The organism is Bdellovibrio sp. HAGR004 (genome assembly GCF_055397015.1).
The window spans coordinates 3,760,672-3,777,907 of record NZ_AP029176.1 but is presented as its reverse complement, the minus strand read 5'-3'; the positions used below and the strand labels follow the sequence as shown (position 1 = coordinate 3,777,907).

At 49.3% G+C, this 17,236-nt stretch carries 16 protein-coding genes and 1 other RNA gene; 6 read left to right on the top strand and 11 right to left on the bottom strand.

The annotated features are described in order from the left end of the window. Nucleotides 1–51 precede the first annotated feature (51 nt). Nucleotides 52–831, top strand: coding sequence for a Bd3614 family nucleic acid deaminase (locus ACZ5ZV_RS18710; protein WP_464118730.1), 780 nt, complete (start codon nucleotides 52–54; stop codon nucleotides 829–831). Here the strand turns inward: ACZ5ZV_RS18710 and ACZ5ZV_RS18705 are convergent. Continuing rightward, nucleotides 828–2,414: a PAS domain-containing hybrid sensor histidine kinase/response regulator gene (locus tag ACZ5ZV_RS18705; protein ID WP_464118729.1), complete on the bottom strand. Its 1,587-nt coding sequence runs from the start codon at nucleotides 2,412–2,414 to the stop codon at nucleotides 828–830. The two genes, ACZ5ZV_RS18710 and ACZ5ZV_RS18705, sit on opposite strands and share 4 nt — an antisense overlap. 154 nt (nucleotides 2,415–2,568) lie before the next feature. Further along, nucleotides 2,569–3,045: a fibronectin type III domain-containing protein gene (locus tag ACZ5ZV_RS18700; RefSeq protein ID WP_464118728.1), complete on the bottom strand. Its 477-nt coding sequence runs from the start codon at nucleotides 3,043–3,045 to the stop codon at nucleotides 2,569–2,571. 97 nt (nucleotides 3,046–3,142) lie between these two features. Between ACZ5ZV_RS18700 and rnpB the strand changes: the two genes are divergently transcribed. The 5 genes from rnpB (at nucleotide 3,143) to ACZ5ZV_RS18675 (ending at nucleotide 10,459) form a co-directional block, all read left to right on the top strand. Then, nucleotides 3,143–3,527, top strand: an RNA gene (gene rnpB / locus ACZ5ZV_RS18695) — RNase P RNA component class A. Nucleotides 3,528–3,752: 225 nt separating this feature from the next. Beyond that, nucleotides 3,753–5,336 carry a YiiX/YebB-like N1pC/P60 family cysteine hydrolase gene (locus ACZ5ZV_RS18690; RefSeq protein WP_464118727.1) on the top strand — a complete coding sequence of 528 codons (1,584 nt, stop codon included), beginning with the start codon at nucleotides 3,753–3,755 and terminating at the stop codon, nucleotides 5,334–5,336. Nucleotides 5,337–5,347: 11 nt separating this feature from the next. Further along, the gene (locus tag ACZ5ZV_RS18685) at nucleotides 5,348–6,550 is read left to right on the top strand and encodes a hypothetical protein (RefSeq protein ID WP_464118726.1); all 1,203 of its coding nucleotides are present in this window, start codon (nucleotides 5,348–5,350) and stop codon (nucleotides 6,548–6,550) included. Beyond that, the gene (locus ACZ5ZV_RS18680) at nucleotides 6,547–8,601 is read left to right on the top strand and encodes a phospholipase D-like domain-containing protein (RefSeq protein ID WP_464118725.1); all 2,055 of its coding nucleotides are present in this window, start codon (nucleotides 6,547–6,549) and stop codon (nucleotides 8,599–8,601) included. The genes ACZ5ZV_RS18685 and ACZ5ZV_RS18680 overlap by 4 nt, the downstream gene beginning before the upstream one ends. Nucleotides 8,602–8,665: 64 nt before the next feature. Next, nucleotides 8,666–10,459: a M3 family oligoendopeptidase gene (locus tag ACZ5ZV_RS18675; RefSeq protein WP_464118724.1), complete on the top strand. Its 1,794-nt coding sequence runs from the start codon at nucleotides 8,666–8,668 to the stop codon at nucleotides 10,457–10,459. Between the two features lie 25 nt (nucleotides 10,460–10,484). On the opposite strand, the gene ACZ5ZV_RS18670 is transcribed toward ACZ5ZV_RS18675, so the two are convergent. The 9 genes from ACZ5ZV_RS18670 to ACZ5ZV_RS18630 all read right to left on the bottom strand — a co-directional run bounded on the left by ACZ5ZV_RS18670 (nucleotide 10,485) and on the right by ACZ5ZV_RS18630 (nucleotide 17,194). Then, the gene (locus tag ACZ5ZV_RS18670; RefSeq protein ID WP_464118723.1) at nucleotides 10,485–11,105 is read right to left on the bottom strand and encodes a glutathione S-transferase family protein; all 621 of its coding nucleotides are present in this window, start codon (nucleotides 11,103–11,105) and stop codon (nucleotides 10,485–10,487) included. A gap of 15 nt (nucleotides 11,106–11,120) precedes the next feature. Beyond that, the gene (locus ACZ5ZV_RS18665) at nucleotides 11,121–11,915 is read right to left on the bottom strand and encodes an ABC transporter permease (RefSeq protein ID WP_464118722.1); all 795 of its coding nucleotides are present in this window, start codon (nucleotides 11,913–11,915) and stop codon (nucleotides 11,121–11,123) included. 1 nt (nucleotide 11,916) lies between these two features. Next, on the bottom strand, nucleotides 11,917–12,729 hold the full coding sequence (locus ACZ5ZV_RS18660) for an ABC transporter permease (RefSeq protein WP_464121432.1): 813 nt from the start codon (nucleotides 12,727–12,729) through the stop codon (nucleotides 11,917–11,919). Then, nucleotides 12,686–13,516 (bottom strand): ABC transporter ATP-binding protein, encoded by an 831-nt coding sequence (locus ACZ5ZV_RS18655; protein WP_464118721.1) that lies wholly within the window; start codon nucleotides 13,514–13,516, stop codon nucleotides 12,686–12,688. The genes ACZ5ZV_RS18660 and ACZ5ZV_RS18655 overlap by 44 nt, the downstream gene beginning before the upstream one ends. Nucleotides 13,517–13,538: 22 nt before the next feature. Further along, a complete protein-coding gene (locus tag ACZ5ZV_RS18650) occupies nucleotides 13,539–14,069 on the bottom strand; it encodes a hypothetical protein (protein ID WP_464118720.1) in 531 nt (176 codons plus the stop codon). Between the two features lie 135 nt (nucleotides 14,070–14,204). After that, complete coding sequence (locus tag ACZ5ZV_RS18645; protein WP_464118719.1) at nucleotides 14,205–15,011, bottom strand: endonuclease/exonuclease/phosphatase family protein; 807 nt, start codon at nucleotides 15,009–15,011, stop codon at nucleotides 14,205–14,207. 51 nt (nucleotides 15,012–15,062) lie between these two features. Next, complete coding sequence (locus tag ACZ5ZV_RS18640) at nucleotides 15,063–15,587, bottom strand: GNAT family N-acetyltransferase (RefSeq protein WP_464118718.1); 525 nt, start codon at nucleotides 15,585–15,587, stop codon at nucleotides 15,063–15,065. 81 nt (nucleotides 15,588–15,668) lie between these two features. Beyond that, entirely contained in the window at nucleotides 15,669–16,706 is a 1,038-nt protein-coding gene (locus tag ACZ5ZV_RS18635; protein ID WP_464118717.1) for a class I SAM-dependent methyltransferase, read from the bottom strand. Then, on the bottom strand, nucleotides 16,706–17,194 hold the full coding sequence (locus ACZ5ZV_RS18630) for a hypothetical protein (protein WP_464118716.1): 489 nt from the start codon (nucleotides 17,192–17,194) through the stop codon (nucleotides 16,706–16,708). The genes ACZ5ZV_RS18635 and ACZ5ZV_RS18630 overlap by 1 nt, the downstream gene beginning before the upstream one ends. Between the last annotated feature and the right edge of the window lie 42 nt (nucleotides 17,195–17,236).

The following is a 17,236-nucleotide window of genomic DNA, read 5'->3' as shown; positions in this document are numbered from 1 at the left end:
TTGGCAGAAAAAAAGGCAGAACATATAGCATTTTTACTTGCTCAGAAGGAAATGGACGTCGCTTTCGTCGAGCACGAGGGCAGGATCTACTTTTCGCGCCATTCTCGGGCAAAAGGGCCTCTGCCGTCCTCGGCAGTGGTGAAGCTGCTGCAGGGGCTTTTTGAGCAGTTTGTCGATCACAGCTTCTTTATTCTGCGCCAGCGGATTTACGCCAGCGCGGATCTGACGGAAATGTGCCGGGGGATGGTCAAGGTCGTTGCCAAGCGTGTGACCGCTGGGATTGTTCCTTGTGATCATCAGATTCCCGTTTTGGAGCCAATGATTGAAATCGGTGCGGGAAGTGAGCTTTTGCCAGTCAGCCATCATCTGAACCGAGAAAATCAGGTGCCCTTGGCGGACATCCGACAGTGGTTTTTAGAGCAAAAACCCGCCTCCAAGCAGTCATTTTTGCAAAGCTTAACTCGACTGGCGCAAAAGGTTCCGCGGGGAGATATTTTGCACGATTTCGACCGAAATATCGCCGCCGTGTTGGTGGATAAAGACGGAGAGATTCTGGGTTATGGGGTGAACTCCAACTCTAAAAACAAAACCCTGCATGCGGAAGTGAACCTGATTCAGCGCCTTTATCGAGAAAGCGGTCGGGCCATTCCCGAAGGTGCGGTCTTATATTCCACTCACAAACCCTGCAAGATGTGCGCAGGGATGATTTATCACAGTTCGATGAACCCGCAATCGATCAAGGTGTATTATTCGGTCAAAGAAGAAGGCGGTCTGTCCCGGCAGACCGTGCTGGATCAGTGGAATCTGAATGAGCTGGTGAGCGATAGTTAGTAAATCGCCTCTGGAGCACTGAAGAAAGAATGGATGGCCTTCAGCATGGTGTCCTTGCGCACGGGTTTGGACAGATGCAAATCGCAACCGGCTGAAAGGCTTTTGCGAACGTCTTCTTGGAAGGCATTGGCGGTGCAGGCAAAAATGCGGGCCGGAGTGCGGCCCAGGTCTTTTTCCAAGGCCCGGATGCAACGGGTGGCCTCATAACCGTCCATTCCTGGCATCTGCACGTCCATAAAGATGATGTCATAGTGTTCGTTTTTCACCATTTCCACCGCCTCAGATCCGCTGCTGGCATAGCTGACAGCGTGAATGGTCTTTTGCAGATAAATTCCAAACAGACTGCGATTGTCATCCACATCGTCCACCACCAAAATGCGCAGGCGGCTGTTGGAGATATTGTGTCTGATGTCGGTCAGTTGATAGCGGCCCTGCCATGGGTTGTGCATCGCTGTCTTTCTTTCCGTGGTGGTGGGGACTGAGATCGTGAAATAGAAAGCACTTCCCACATTGAGTTCACTTTCAAACCATATATGGCCATTCATCAGTTGCACGATGTTTTTTGTGATGGAAAGTCCCAGACCGGTGCCACCATATTTGCGCGTGGTGGTGGAATCCGCCTGAGTGAAAGGCTGGAAGATGTCTTTGAACTTCTGTTTGGAGATACCGATTCCTGTGTCAGAAACACAGAACAGCAGATTTCCCGAGTGCGAAGTGCGGTTCACGGCGACTCGCAGGGAAACACTGCCGCTTTGGGTGAATTTTATCGAGTTGTTCAGAAGATTCATCAGCACCTGGCGCAGACGATCCGCATCTCCGACGAAGTACTCCTCGACATCGGGTTCAATCTCGATGTTCAGTTGCAGACCTTTTTCCTTGGCGCGGAAACCAAGAACGGCCACCAGATCATCCAGCATCCCCTGAAGTTTAAAGGGCAGGGGGCGCAGTTCAATTTCGCCAGCTTCGACTTTGGACAAATCCAGAATGTCGTTGATGATCGTCATAAGCTGATGGTTGGCGCGCTGAAGGATTTCGACAAACGAGGCCTGCTGGTCGTCCAAAGTGGTTTCTGCCAGGGTGTCCGTGATTCCGATAATGGAATTCAGGGGCGTGCGGATCTCATGGCTCATGTTGGCCAAGAAGACGGATTTGGCATGTGTGGCTGCGCGGGCTTTGGTAGCGGCTCCGATCAACTCTCGGTTCTTTTTCTCCAGATTTTCAGACAGACTTTTCTTTTCTGTGATATCGACCGCCATCTTGACGATCTTGACGATGGTGCCTTCAGCATTTCTTACAGGAGTGTAAGAGCCTTGGATCCAAATGATCTCCTGCGTTTTGCTCAGACGTTTGAATTCTCCAGCTTGCGCATGTCCTTCAGCAAGTTGATTCCACATTTCTTGATATTCGAGCTCATGTTGGTGAAACTCCGGCAGGAACAAAGAATGATGCTTTCCCTGAATTTCGCTTAGCTCGTACCCGAGTAAGTTCAGGAAATTGGAGTTGGCCCAGAGAATATTTCCCTGGATGTCGAACTCTATCACTGCATTAGAATTGAGAAGCGCCTCATACACCGAATGAGTCATGGCATAAGTGTATCTATACTCTTACAAAGATATAAAATTACAAAACGGCCTGGGGATTAAAACTTTGTAATTGCACCTGGAGTTTGTCGAAGCGCAAAAAAAAGAGCCCTTGGGTTAGGGCTCTTGGAGTGTGCAATCAAAATTTCGCAACAACTTATTTCGCTGCAGGAGTTTCGAACATGGACATTGCAAAGAAACTTTTGCGGAAGGTGCTCCAGTTATTTGATTTAACAGCTGCAACTCTCCAGAAGTAATGTTTGCCAGCTTCCAAACCTGTCACTTCAAAAGAGTTACCCTTAACAGAGTACTCGTTGGCCACCAACCACTTGAAGTTAGCGTCTGTCGCAACTTGCACGTGATACTCGTCAGCGCCAGCAACGGCTTTCCAAGTCAGAGTTGTTTTGTCAGCTTTGATCGCTTGGTAGTAGCCAGGGCTTTCCAGCTGCGGTTTTGCCGGAACCTCGTTCTTTGTAGGGTCTGCTTTTGGCTGCGGGAACAAAGCATTCATTTTTTCGGTCAAACCACCATGACCACCGCCATGACCGCCACCACCGTGAGCCTCTTCAGCTAAAGAAGCAGAAGCAAGAGTCAAAGTCATAACGAACGCAAATAGAGATACCAAGATCTTCATGATTTAATCCTTTTGTAAACGATGCTTAGAAAGTAAAATAAAACTGGGATTAAGAAAACCTTCTTGCACGAAATGCTGGATGGTGTTAGAAATCCCCACGGTTTTGCGGATGATTGCTCTAATAATACTCTAAATTACTGAAATTAGAGAGGAAAGTCCGGACTCCATATGGCAGCGCAAGGGGTAACGCCCCTCGACGGTAACGTTAGGAACAGTGGAACAGAGAGAATGTCCAGGGCATTGAGCCAGACACCGGGAACGGGAGGGTCTGGGGAGCTGCTGGAGTGAAAACAGCCAAACTCTGCGCGGAGCAAGATCAAATAGGGTGACATTAGTAGGGCGGCCAGCCCGTAGTCACCGGGTAAGATCGCTTGAGGGTGTCAGTAATGCCACTCCCAGAGGAATGATCATCCACGATTATCGGGGCAAATTATGGGACCTGGTAGTTGGGACAGAATCCGGCTTATAGCAAAACCGAGATCCCGCCTTCTTTATAGATGACTCTGCAAGTTCTAAGAACCAGAGGTATCTTCGTATTTTGATTCCACTTCACAGTTCTTTTGACCGAATTACAGACCAATGGCTGTGAGGTCCTAGTAGGGCCTTTTTGCACTGGTACGCAGGACTAGATTCATTGTCCTGCGACAAGATCATTTCCGTTTGCGAGGGATTATTAGCTTATTCTGAGAACATTGGAGGGAAATCCCATGTTCTCTAAATTGCTGGCGTTGTGTCTAGTCACAACCTTCGTTGGCGCGTGCTCATCATTTAAATCCTCAAGTGAGAGAGCTCCCGCAGCAGCCTATTATGTCGATCCACAGTACTATGATTTGCAAGCTTTGTTGTCTGAGGCTTTGACCTTTAGATCCACGGCTTTGCGCTTCGCCGATGAAAAGAAACTGGGTGAAACCGGCAATATCACCTTAAGTCGATCTGAAGGTGAGTGGGTGCGCGCCATGGGGACTGACTACCTAAAAACCCGTCAGAAACTTCTGGACCTGGCGATTTCCGAGGGCGAGTACTTTTCTGAAACTAACGAGGTGAAGCTGACCCCGTATCGCGGGACCAAAATTGAAAGAAAAGCCCGTCAGGTGCGTAAGGACTTCTATCAGGATTATAAAGTCCTGAATATTGATCCGAAAGATGCTCAAGGGGAAAGACAGATCTTCCGCATGCATATGGCCCTGGCTTCTGCGCTCATGCTGATGGACAACTATCTGGTGGCAATCCAGCCGTTCAACGATAACGCTTCCTTGCGCTATGTTTTGAACTATGACGTCGCTCAAAAACGTGCGTTGCAGACTTTGGCGGATTCATACTCATCCATCTCGCGCCGATCTCAGCTGGAAAGAGGAATTGAATTTATTGATTCCGTGATGGCATGGCGGCGTTCCCAGGGAATTTCGACCAGCCCTGAAGAAAGTCATTTGTATGCAATGACTCAATCAAGCATCTGGTATTTGGCGGTAAAAAACGGAACAGACAGCAGCGCCTTTAAAGATGCCATTGCGAATCTATGGCACCGTCTGACTTTGCGAGGAAAACGCGGGGTTCGTTCTGTTTCCTACGGGGTCAGTATGGGCTTTGGCAATATGGTCGGCATGGTGGAAACCCGTAAAGGTCATCTGATCAATATGCCTGAGTCAGAAAAAAAAGCTTTGATCGCTGAAATGAAACCCCTGGATATTCTGATGGAAAAAACTCCGTTCCGTCTGACGGATAAGATGATCCCGGGCCACTATGGCCACGTTGCGATCTGGCTGGGGACGGAAGATCAGCTGAAAGAACTGAAAGTCTGGGACAGGATTCCGGCAAATATTCAGGCCAAAATCAGATCTGGTCATCGTATTGTCGAAGCTTTGCGTCCGGGAGTTGAACTTAACACCCTGGAGCATTTCCTGAACATCGATGACTTCCTGGTGATCCGCGATACTCGTTCGAATATCACAGATGAGTACCGTCGCGAGGCAGTCCTTCAGGCGATCGCCCAGATCGGAAAAGAGTATGACTTTAACTTCGACGTCCACACCCACACACGCATCGTCTGTTCGGAAATTGCCTATGTGGTTTATAAGGACGTGAAATGGCCTTTGGAAGAAACTTTGCGCCGCTACACCATCAGTCCTGACAATGTCGCGCAGTTGGCGATCGGCAATCAAAGAATCTTTGAGCCGGTGATTATGTATTACGGTGGTAAGCGTGTTTACAAGGATTTGCCTTACTCTTTAAGTCTGTTGTTGAAAGCGGATGATTCGCATTACGCCGAATTCAGAAAATTCCAGAATCTTTAGGATGTGACTATATGAAGTTGATGATCAAGTCTGCATTGATTGCCTGCGCCGCTTTGACAGCTGTGCACTGTACACATAAAGAAGTCCGTCAGCCAGCCAGCGTGAAACAAATCATCACAGATGGTGAGGCTCAGGCGCTGGGCGAACTGATGGGTGGGGATTCTCCTTTGAATTCTTACCGCCATAAGATGTCCGTGCATTTTCATACCAATGGAGATCAGAAGTATCTTTCAAAAACCGCACGCAAAGCCCTGAACGAGGCTTTGATTAAAACTCTGGGTACGGATGCTCCTGAGCAGGGTCTAGCCAAGATCGCAGGCGGCAATATCAAAGATGCCTTGATTGAAAACTTCGTTAAGACAATGCGCTTTTATAAGATCATCAATACCGGTCTGCAGGTGGATTTGATGTTCAATCCAGAGTTTAATCAGAAAAATGATTACTCTGCCGAACTAGGCAGCAATCAACTGGTCCGTTTGAGTGAAACAGGCCGTTTAAGCTCTAAATGGGAACAACTGGAAAAAGCGACGGTGACGGGAACTGTCTATAACAACTCGGCCCTTGTGCCAGTGACCAAGGGGGCTGCGGATTATATCGGTGGCTCTATGACGATCTATATTGAGATCATGGATATCGGCATTGGTGTGCCCAGTATCAGAAAGTACGGCGTGAAAGGCTTTGTGCGCTATCGCCGCTACTATCGTTCAAACCATGCTCTTCAGAAGCCGGTTGTTTGCGATGGCTATACCTTGTCAGCGAAATCAGCCGGACCGGGCGTGCCTTTGTTATATACCGTCGATCTTTACAAGAACTTCAACCTGAAAGACCTGATTCCGACCGAGGAAACACTAGAAATCTACCCGGGACTTCTGGCTTCCCATAATGAAGGTCGCAGAGAGTTGATGCCGGATACCTATGAAGAAACCGGTAAGTCCGTTCCGACGGGAACATTCCAGGTTGAGGAAAAAAGAAACTCCTCAGGCCAGGTGATCTTTAATCTAAGCAAGATTGTTTACGACCTGAAAGAAGGGGAGCTGGACCGCAGTCGCACGAAGGTGGATCTGGTGGATTATAACACCCGCTTCCATACTGAGAACGCCGCTGACGGACAGCAGGCTCTTTCCAGTGCCAGTCGTAATTATTTGAAAAAGTGTGAAAGCTCGATGGAAAAGTATCTGAATCTGAATTCTCTGGTGCAGGGGGGTGTTCTGTGAAAAAGACCGCTTTGATTTTGACCTCGCTGTTGATGGGTTCGACGTCCTTTGCTCAGGCACCTGTGGTGTCTTTGAAAGAGCGTATTGCAGCAATGGATTTCCATAAATCCAACTTTGACATGATGTTTGGCGCCGAAGCCTGCCGTCGTGTTGAAACCCTTTTAAGTGAAATTAAAAAGTTGCCAGCGGCAGAGCAAAGCCGGGCCCGTGCTTTTGTGAAGACATATGAAAGCCAGGTTCCCGAGAAAATTCTTCTGCCATTGGTTTACTGGAAGTTTGTAAAGAAAAGTTCGGTGAATGAATCCAAGGTTTTGCAATATTGGTTGCAGACCCGTTTGCAGACCTTGCGCGACTATGCCGACCATCCGCTTAAAAAAGACAAGGTGGCCCAGTCAGCAGCCCGCAGTCTGATGACCTCGTGGTCCTCAGCACGCAACTTAAGCCTCAGCAGTTTGGAGCTGACCGAGAATCTGCAACGTCGTTTCCCGGAAATGGATGACTACGCTCTGGTGGCCGGTGGCTTTGTGCCGGGCAATGTGGTGGAGTTGGTCAGTCACAATGAAGTATCTCCGGAAAGAATTCAGTGGTTCAATGATCGTGTGATCTTTGCCGGGGGCAAGCTGGATTTCAGCCAGCCTTATATGAAGATGCCTTTACATAACGACGACGAGGGGCATCCGTCTTTCAAAGATCCGATGTTTGCCAAGATTCGCGATATGATTCTGTCTGCGAAAGAATCCATCTTTATTGATATCTTCCTTTTCGGAGGCACAATGGGTGGAACTTTGAGCAAATTCCTGCTGGATCAGACGGTCATCAAGAAAAAAGCCAATCCGAACTTCAAGGTGCTGATGTTGCATGACTATGCAACCAACTACAACATGAAGGACGAGATGATGCCGATCTTTGAGTACATCAAAAATCGTGCGGCAACGGATCCGGGCCTGAAAGGGTCTGTGTATCTGCTTCAGGCCAACATCCAACGCCATCCACCGGGCATTCCTTTTGGCATCACCAATCTGATTCCCAAAACGGAGGAAACCTTCAAGTCCCTGGAAAAACGCAACACCTACTATGAATCCAAAATTGATCACAGTAAGGTGATCGTCGTGGATGCGGAATCCGATGCGCCTCAGGCGTACTTTGGCTCGAAGAACTGGTCGGACCATAGTGGCGGTTACTATTATGACAACGCCTTATATGTCAAAGGCCCGGCGGCAGCCCTGGTGCAGGCCGCGTACTATGATGACGTCGATGCCGCCTTAACGACAGACGCAAACGAGCGCAAGTGGTTCTATTACAAAGAGCAAGGCTATTCCAACGAAGCTTACCTAAAGAATCGCGATCAGATTCTTTCCTGGTTTAAGCTTAAGCGCATGACATTCCCGGCCGTGGGTGACCAGTCGGTACGACTGGCTGAAGCCAACGTCGATGCCAAGATCAAGGACACGCGCAACATGCTGGTGGATATGATCTCCAAGGCGGAAAGTCATATCTACATGGAGCATCTGTTTATCTATGATAAATACATCAACGATGCTTTGATGAAGCGCAAAGCACAAGTGCCAGGGCTGAAGGTTCGTATTCTGGCTGATCACAATGGAAATTTTGCGATGGGTGGGTTGCCAAACACGCTGTTCCTGGATCAGTTGATGCGTCATGGGGTGGAAGTGAGAGCCCGCCGCACTTTGGGCATTGAGGCGCGCTTCCCGAACGGGAAAACACAAGGGTATCATCAGGAAAATCACCGCAAGATCACGTCTGTTGATGGCAAGGTGATGCTGGTGGGTTCTTCCAATCTGAATCCAGACACCCTGCAGGGCAGCTTCCGCGAATTCGGGGCGCAGATCTTCGATAAAAAAGTTATTGGTGGGTTTGAAGAAGAGTTCCTGACCGCTTGGAATGATGACAAGCAGGTTGGTCCCTTCTACGAGACAGAGCGCTTGCAGTTGCAGATCTCGGGCAAGACACTGTCACCGGAGCTGAGCCGGATTATCAATGATCTGGGAGCCACGCTACTCAGAGCCAAGGACGACATCGAGAAAAGATAGGATTTAATGTGAAAAAGCCGAAGCAAAACTTCGGCTTTTTTGTTTTTTAGGGTATGATCCGGTCATGGAAAAAATGGCTTGGAATATCGAATCAGAATACCCTTCTTATAACTCCGTTGAATTTCAGACTGAATTTGATCTGACAAAGTCTCAGATTGATCAGATCGAAAAAGACGTCAAAGCATTGCGCGAGCCTCTGGAGACGCAGATTGAATCCATTCAAAAGATTCTGGTAAATGCAGATCAGGCGCAGGTGCTCTTGGCCAACATGAGCACATATCTGATGTGCCATCTTTCTGTGGACAGCTCCCTGAATGAGGCGCAGGCCAAAAAATCAGAAGTCAGTGATTTGATGTCTCGTATGTATCAGGCATTGGTGCCGGTGAATAACTTTGTCAAAGCCTGCTCGGATGAAATTTTAAAGAAGATCCTGGCGCATCCGGAACTGGCGGCCAGTGATTTCCTTTGGGCGGAAAAAAGAAGTTTGAAACCTTTTATGCTGTCGGATGGGGAAGAAACCCTGCTTCAGGCCATTTCCACACCAGGCCTGCACGCGTGGGGAGAACTGTATGGAAAACTCAGTGGCTCCATGCGCTGTGAATTAAAATACGCGGATCGCACGGAGACCGTGGGATTGGCTCAAGCAGCGGCGTTAACTCGCAGTCAGGAAGAAAACACCCGTCGTGTCGCTTGGACCTCCATTCAGGAAGCCTGGACCGTTCATAAGGAATCAGCTGCGGCCATCTTGAATGCTTTGGCTGGCTGGCGCCACGAAGAAAATAAGAAGCGTTCGCACACCGTGACGTCTCACTATCTGGATCAGTCCTTGTTCTACAGCCGTATCACTCGTGACACACTGGAAGCGATGTTGTCGGCTTGTCATGATAATGTCGAGCAATCCCGCAAGGCTCCTATGGCCATGGCGAAGCTGATGGGCAAAAAGGTATTGGATCCATGGGATCTCTTGGCGCAAAGCCCGATTTCCGCCTCTAAGAAAGAGCGCACGTATGACGAGGGCCTGAACATGATCAAAGAGGCCTTCGCACAGGCGGATGCCTCCATGTCTGACTTTGTCGGCATGATGGCCGACAAACGCTGGATCGAGGCTCGTGTTCTTCCGAACAAACGCAACGGTGCTTATTGCACAGGATTCCAAAAGCGTCGTGAGCCCCGGGTGTTCATGACCTATATGGGTTCCAACAGTGATATTTCCACTTTGGCGCACGAGCTGGGGCATGCCTATCATTCATGGGTGATGAGGGACATGCCACGTGCGCAGACCCGTTATCCAATGACGCTGGCTGAAACAGCGAGTATCTTCTCTGAAACCTTGTTGCACGATGTGCTTTTGGAAAAAGCACAGACGCGTGAAGAAAAAATTGAATTTGCCTGGGGAGAAATCGAAGGTGCGGCCAGCTTCCTTTTGAATATACCAGCCCGCTTTGATTTTGAAAAAAGCTTCTATGACCTTCGGGCCCAGCGTACGTTGAGTTCGGATGAGCTCACACGGTTAACAGACGAAGCCTGGACGAAGTGGTATGGACCGACCTTAAGTGCCAACGACAAGATGTTCTGGGCGACCAAGCTGCATTTTGCGATGTCCGGTATCAGCTTCTATAACTATCCGTACACCTTTGGATATCTGTTCAGCATGAGTGTCTATGCCCGCCGTCAGGAGCTGGGGCAGGACTTCATGAAAACGTACATCAATATCTTGCGCGACACGGGTCGCATGAGTGCGGAAGATCTGGTGCAGAAACATTTAGGCGAGGACATCCGTCGTCCTGAATTCTGGAAGAAGTCCATTTCCGTGATTAACAAGAAGATTTCAGACTTTGAAAAGCTCGCCCTGGGTTAGGACGAGCTTTTGCAGAAGATCCAGCCTAGTGCGGGTTGGATCTCATGGCTTGAACTTTTTGGCTGGCCGGACGGCTGTGGCACGTCTGGCTCCATTTGATGATATTTGGATAGCTCGACAAATCAAATTTCAGAGCATGCAAAATTCCGATCACAGAAGCGACGTTGATATCAGCCACTGTAAAGCGGTTTCCAACCAGATAGGTCTTTCCACTGAGTCCTTTTTCCAGAACTTGCAGATAGCGTGGCAGGATATTTTGCGCATCAGAGATGATGTTTTGGTTTCTGTGTTCTGCCGGAACGAACATGGCTTGAATCAGCCAGTCCACCGCAGGCTTTTGCAGATCCACCAGAGCCCAGAAGCTCCACTGCAACATTTGCCCTTCTTCCTCTGCATTCTGCGCCGCCATCGGGCTATTGTGTTTCTTCGCCAGATAGTTGGTGATGGCCATGGACTCCCACAGCACGTACTCGCCATCAATGATCGCAGGCACTTTGCCGTTCGGGTTGATTTTTAGGTACTCTTCAGACTTGTGCTGCTTTTCACGCATGTTCAGAGGAACCTGTTCGTAAGGAAGTCCCAGTTCTTCGAGCATCCAGTAACAGCGGCCTGCACTTGAAAGCGGAGATCCGTAAATTTTAATCATATAAAATGCCTTTCTTCAGGAGCTTGCGCTGGAATAAAAGCGCAACGCAAACTTCCAGAATCTGTTTGTTAAATAAATCAATATACCTGACAACACGACCACCCAGGCAAAGAGTGCCAGATCCGGCGGCTCCAAAAGAGCGCGGGCGGGAACGCTGGCGATGACCCCGACGGGCAGGGCTGTCAAAAGCATCCACTTAAACCATGGGACGTAAATTGAATCCGGGCGCATACCCAGACGATATATCTGATACCAGATGAACTGCAAGTTTTCTGAACGGGCAAAGATGACGGCCGTGGAAGCCATAAAGAATCTCATTGCGTACAAGGCCACCAGTCCACACGGGATCAGCACAATCAGCCACAGCAGGCGCAGCCATTCGAAATTGGGAAGCTGAATGATGCTGTAAATGAACCAGCTGCTGGCAATCAGAAGATTTCCTATCATCGCGGTGGAAGCCTTTTGCAAAGAAATCATGAACTGCGAGTTGATGGGTTTGGCCAAAAGCAGGTCCAGATCCCCTTTGCGCACTTTTTCAGAGAACTGATCCAGGTTTTCGGACAGGATGATCATGTAAAGTCCATCGACGACAAACACCACCCCCAGGAAGACGCGCATTTGTTCCAGATTCCAGTCGCCAATTTTGGGCGTATGGCGGAACAGAACTTCAAAGGTCATGATCTGTGCCAGATACCAGAAAATATCCGTGGCAATACGAGTGACAAAGTTCACCCGGTATTCCAGATCCGCAATAAAGCTGGTGCGGAAAAGAGCGGCGTACAAAGAAAGATACTTTTTGAGTGTCTTCATCCTAGGCTCCTGTTCCCGTGTAAACGTTCACACCTTTGCGCCACAGCCAGACTCCCAGCATGTTCACGATAACAATACCCACGGTGACTGAGGCAAAGGCCTGCCATACAGAGGCTATTTCCAGACGACCGGTCAAGTAGCCCACCGGCACGTAGACACCCGCACTGAAAGGCAGGGCGACCATGATGGATTTAAGAGGTTCCGGCATCAGATCCAGAGGGAAAAGTTCGCCGGTCATCAGCCACAAAGCCAGATTCTTCGCTCCGGTGATGGCGTAGACCTTGTTCAAATAGAAGGCCCCGGCAGCAATCACAAAGCTGATCGAATGAACCAGAATCAGATAATAAAATTCCAGAGCAAACGCCAGTGGCAGGCGTTCAAACTTGGTGGGCAGATTGAAAATTAGAATCGCCGCAAACGGGATCAGCATTGAAACGACGGTCGTGACGAATTTGTATCCCATCAACTGCGAGAAATAGTATTCATAAAAGGTCATCGGGCGGACCAGCAAGCTGTTGATCGAGCCTGAATCAATTTCCTGAATCATGCGATACTCGTACATCCAGCTAGTGCAGATCCGCGCGAAGAAGGCCGCCCACAGGGCATAAGCCAAATAGTACTCACGACCAAAACCGGCGATCTCTGTGGCACCTGCGCCTTTGAAGACCGCAAACCACAGCAGCACCTCAATACCCGTGGTCAGGGACGGTTGAACCACGGCATCGACAAAATAGTTCAGACGATATTCAAGATTGGACTGGACCGCGAGCTTAGCGAACGCGAGATTCCGTTTCCAAAAAGCGGCGAATGACATCTTCAAAATCGACCTCTTCATTTTCAGCCAGTTCAGTGTTTGATTTAGCAACAAATTCCGGGACCGTGCCCTGATAGACGATGTTTCCCTTGCTGATCAAAAGCAGTTTGTCGGCAAGCTTGGCGATGTCGTCCATGTAGTGGCTGGTCAGAATCACAGTGGGCTCTTTCTCTTTCACATACTGATCCAGGAATTCGCGAATGGTTTCCTGGGCCACGATGTCCAGACCGATGGTGGGTTCATCCAGGAATAGAACTTTGGGTTCGTGCAACAGAGCGCCGATGATTTCCATCTTCATGCGCTCGCCCAGACTGAGACGGCGAAGTTGGGTGTGCAGGACATGAGTGCACTGAAGCATTTCGGCCAGGTGATCCACACGTTTGCGCGCCTGCTGGGGATCCAGATCATAGATACGCGCCAGCAAAGAATACGAATCCGCCGGAGAGATATCCCACCACAACTGGTTCTTTTGTCCCAACAGAATGCTGATCTGGCGAAGGAATTCGTTTTTTCTTTCCCAGGGTCTGTACCCCAGAACACGGGCGTCGCCGCTGGTCGGAGTGACCAGGCCCGAGAGCATTTTTAGCAAAGTGGTTTTACCGGCGCCATTGGCTCCGACAAGCCCGACGATTTGGCCGGACTCAATCTGCAAAGTGGTCTTATCCAAAGCCACTTTGGAAACATGCTTGCGGTTTACGAAGCCTTTTAGGGAATTGATAAACCCTTCAGGCTTTTGATAGGTCTGATAGACCCGGGAAAGTTCTTTCGTTTCGATTACTATCGCCATGGTGGCGACTATAGCTTAGAACTTATTTGTTGATAAAAGAAAACTCTGCGTAACGTTCCTCATCACTGAAGTAAGTCTGGTGATCGGCGGAAACGTAGCTGCCTTCGATGATACGGCCTTCTTTGCAACCCTTTAAAGACTCACGTTTTCCATTGAAATCGCAGTCACCCACATACCAGGCTTTTTCAGAGTACTGGATTTTGTATCCGATAAGGCGAGAGTTCTTATAGAAAGCCATAACCTCGTCCAAACGAGTGCGGCCCGCCGCGTGGTAGTCGCCTTCCAGGATCGTGTCACCCCAAACCTGAGCCTGATCAACAGCTATGGCCTTCAAAGCGGCGCGGGTGTCTTGGGAAAGTTTGTTCAATCTTTGTTTTTGGCTGTACACGATTTCGTTGGAGTAGCCGGATTTGCAAGGTGAGGACTGGCAGGCGTGTTCGTAGTGGGCGGCTTCTTCGTAGAACTTGTCTCCGTTAGGACCCATCTGATCCGCCAAGGCCACAGAGGAAACCATAAACCCCAAAAGTGCTGTGAATGCAGTTTTCAAAGACATTTAGACCCCCCTGATGAGGTGAATATGCGCCGAAACTGAGAGAATTTTTAATACATAGAAAAGAACTTATTATACAAAAAATGAATCATCACCGAACAGAGAGGTTTGTGGCTCTGTTCGGTGGGATTGGGGGAACTATTTAAGACGGAAAACAGCAGAAAGGGGCTTGTGGTCCGAGCTTTCGATGTCGTTGTGAAGCTTGGTGGAAACAGCTTCCAAGCCGCGGACGTAGATGTGATCCAGCTTGAACCTGCGGTTATCATTGGCAAATGCCAGTTTGCGCATTTGCAGACGACCTAAAATCTGATCCAGATAAGTCAGGCGGTTTTTGTTCCACGAATTAAAGTCTCCGGCAAAGATCAGGGGGCCCTGGTGCTTTTTCAGAAATTGCGCCACTTGCTCGATTTGTTCTCTGTTCAGGCGATCAGTAACGAAATTCAAGCCATGGATGTTGGCAACCCATAAAGTTTGGGAGCTGTTGGCCAGCGCGTATTCCGTGACGAGCACCATTTTCGGGGTTTTGATGACAGGTTCACGGCCCGGGCTGCGCAGGAAGTGCACCATCAGGGGGCCGGCGTAAGAACCGCTGACCACGCCGGTTTGATCGCCATCTTTTTCAATGAAGCTGGTGATAAAGTCCCAGCAGAAGTTTTTCTGGCGTTGCAGAACTTTGGGCATATAGGAATCAATCATGCCTTCCTGAATCAGAACGACGTCTGATTTGGGAACGAAGAATTCAAAGTCGCGGGCCCAGGAATCACGGGCTTCGGCTTTTTTGATATTCCAGACAAAAAGATTGAAGTTGGCCGGCAGAAATTCCTGGTGGCAGGTGCCTATCTGTGTGTGGACATCCCTGTCGTCCGGGATTTCACTTTTTTCTTCATTGGAAAAGGCAGTGGTAGAGACAAAAAGAGACAGAACGAGGATCAATCCCTTGATCATGGTGACTCCTTAGAGAAGCCTCTCGTCAGTGAGAGGCTTTGCATTCTTAATTTAAAGTTTTTTTTCCAGCACGGTGAACTGCAGCCCTTCCACTTTGGGAATGCCGAAGCGCTCGTCGCCATACGGGAAAGGTTTGGTTTCTTTAGTGTCCTTGAAACCGTGCTTTGCGTACCAGGCGATCAGCTCGGTGCGAACTGAGATCACTGTCATGAAAATGGTATTACAATCCCAGAATTCTGCAAGGGCTTCTGCCTCGTTCAAGAGCATCTTGCCGAGGCCTTTTGACTGCAATTCCGGGGACACAGTCAGCATGCCCAGATACATTTTTGTGCCTTGTTTTTCGAGGTGAACACATCCGAGCAAATCACCGGTGTCGTCATCCTCAGCCACCAAGATCACGGAATCTTCTTTGTCGATCAGCGCCTGAATGCCTTGAGCATCAACCCGCTGGCCGTCCAACAAATCCGCCTCGGTGGTCCAACCGACCTTTGAGCTGTCACCACGGTATGCGGAATTAACCAGGGCCACTAAATCTTCAACGTGACTGTCATCAGCCTGCGTAAATTCAATATGCATAAACACTCCAGGGTACCTGCTTACTTTTGCAGAAGCGTGGCGTTGAGTGCGCTGCTTCTGCAAAAGTAAGCAGGTACCTTTTTAGATCTTTTTTGCGTAGATGAAAAGTTCTTTGCCTTGGCGGCGTGGAACTGATTTTTGCCAGCGACCCCAGAAGATGGGCTGATATGAGCTGCGCAAACGTTGGCGCAGTTCCCACTCTGAGCCTCCATAAGGAGGGCCTTGGCGTTTTTCAAATGTGAAGAAGACGCCCATCAAGTGGCCCCCTGGAGCCAGAACACGGTTCCAGATTTTGACCAATTCTTTGCGGCGCTCGGGATTGATTGCGCAATAACAGGTGTGTTCAAAGACGATGTCAAAGGACTGATTAAAGTCAGCCGGAAGCTTGAAAAGATCAGCCTCCACAAAGGTCAAATTGGGCATGTGACCATAAAGTTTGCGCGCGCGCTCTAAAGCCAAAGGGGAAATGTCCACCGCCGTCACAAAGTGACCCGAAGCTGCAAACAAAGCGGCATCATGACCTTCACCGCAGCCCAGAACCAGCACGCGGGAACGAGCGATCTTCAGGCGGGGAAGCATGTCTTTCAGGGCTTCGGCGGGTTCACCCAGGTTCCAACCGGGGTTGGCTTCTTGTTCGTAGATCTGACTCCAGTAAGTTTCCTTTTCCACATCTTTATCTGCAGCCCAGTACATCGGAATGTCATAGGTCTTGCCATTATACTCGATGAAGTCGTCGCCGAACTCTTCTAGCAGATTAAAGAAGCTCGCCTGAGCTTTGCGGGACATGACAAAAGGAACTTTGTTGGCGGTGTAGCCGTGAAAACGGTCCCATTCGTCCAAAGAAAGTGATTCCAGTTCAAAGGCGTAGTGCACCCCGAACGGAAGTTGGATTTCCCAGGTTTTGTCGCTTTTGAGTTCAACTTGTGAGGCTACGTAGGGTTCGTCAAAGGCTTCAACGATGACAGGAGTTCCGCCGAAGGTGGAAAGCAAAGTTCCACCTTCATGAACCTTCAGATTTTGCAGGATTTCCTGGCCAGCCAGAGGGTCCTGAATGCGAACTTCGCGGCTCAGGGGGTAGCCCTCTTCGTCAATCTGAAGGAACTGATTTGGGATTGGCATTATTGCGCCGGAGTTGCAGTTGGTGCCGGTGTCGCCTCTGGAGTCGCAGTCGGCTCAGCTTCTGCCGGCACTTCTTCTGCGCCCGGAGTGATCGTGGAGCCTTCAGTGAAAACAACAATGTCATTGGTGGTTTTTACGGACTGAAGAACCCACTTATCCACGTTTTCCTGATCGGAAACGTCACGGTAAAGAACGGCTTCACCTTCAATGATTTGCTCCATGGATTCGCCATCTTCGGCAACGTCTGTGAATTTGTATGCAAACACGGCGCGAACCTTGTTGTCGCTCAAGGTTTCAGTCCACAAACGAGTGATTGCCAAGTCTTTGGCGTGAGGTTTTTTAGTTGTCAGAGTCTGAGTGATCAGTTCAGCCAGCTTCGTCTGAATGCCGGAGTGCGTCTCGAATCCTACAGCCTGGGAGGTGTGAATCACATTCCACGTCCAAACAAGGGCAGCAATGAAAATTACCAGACTTACAATTTTCTTCATCTCAAGGGTCCTCTCTCGGTTTACTCAGTGTGATAAAACTGA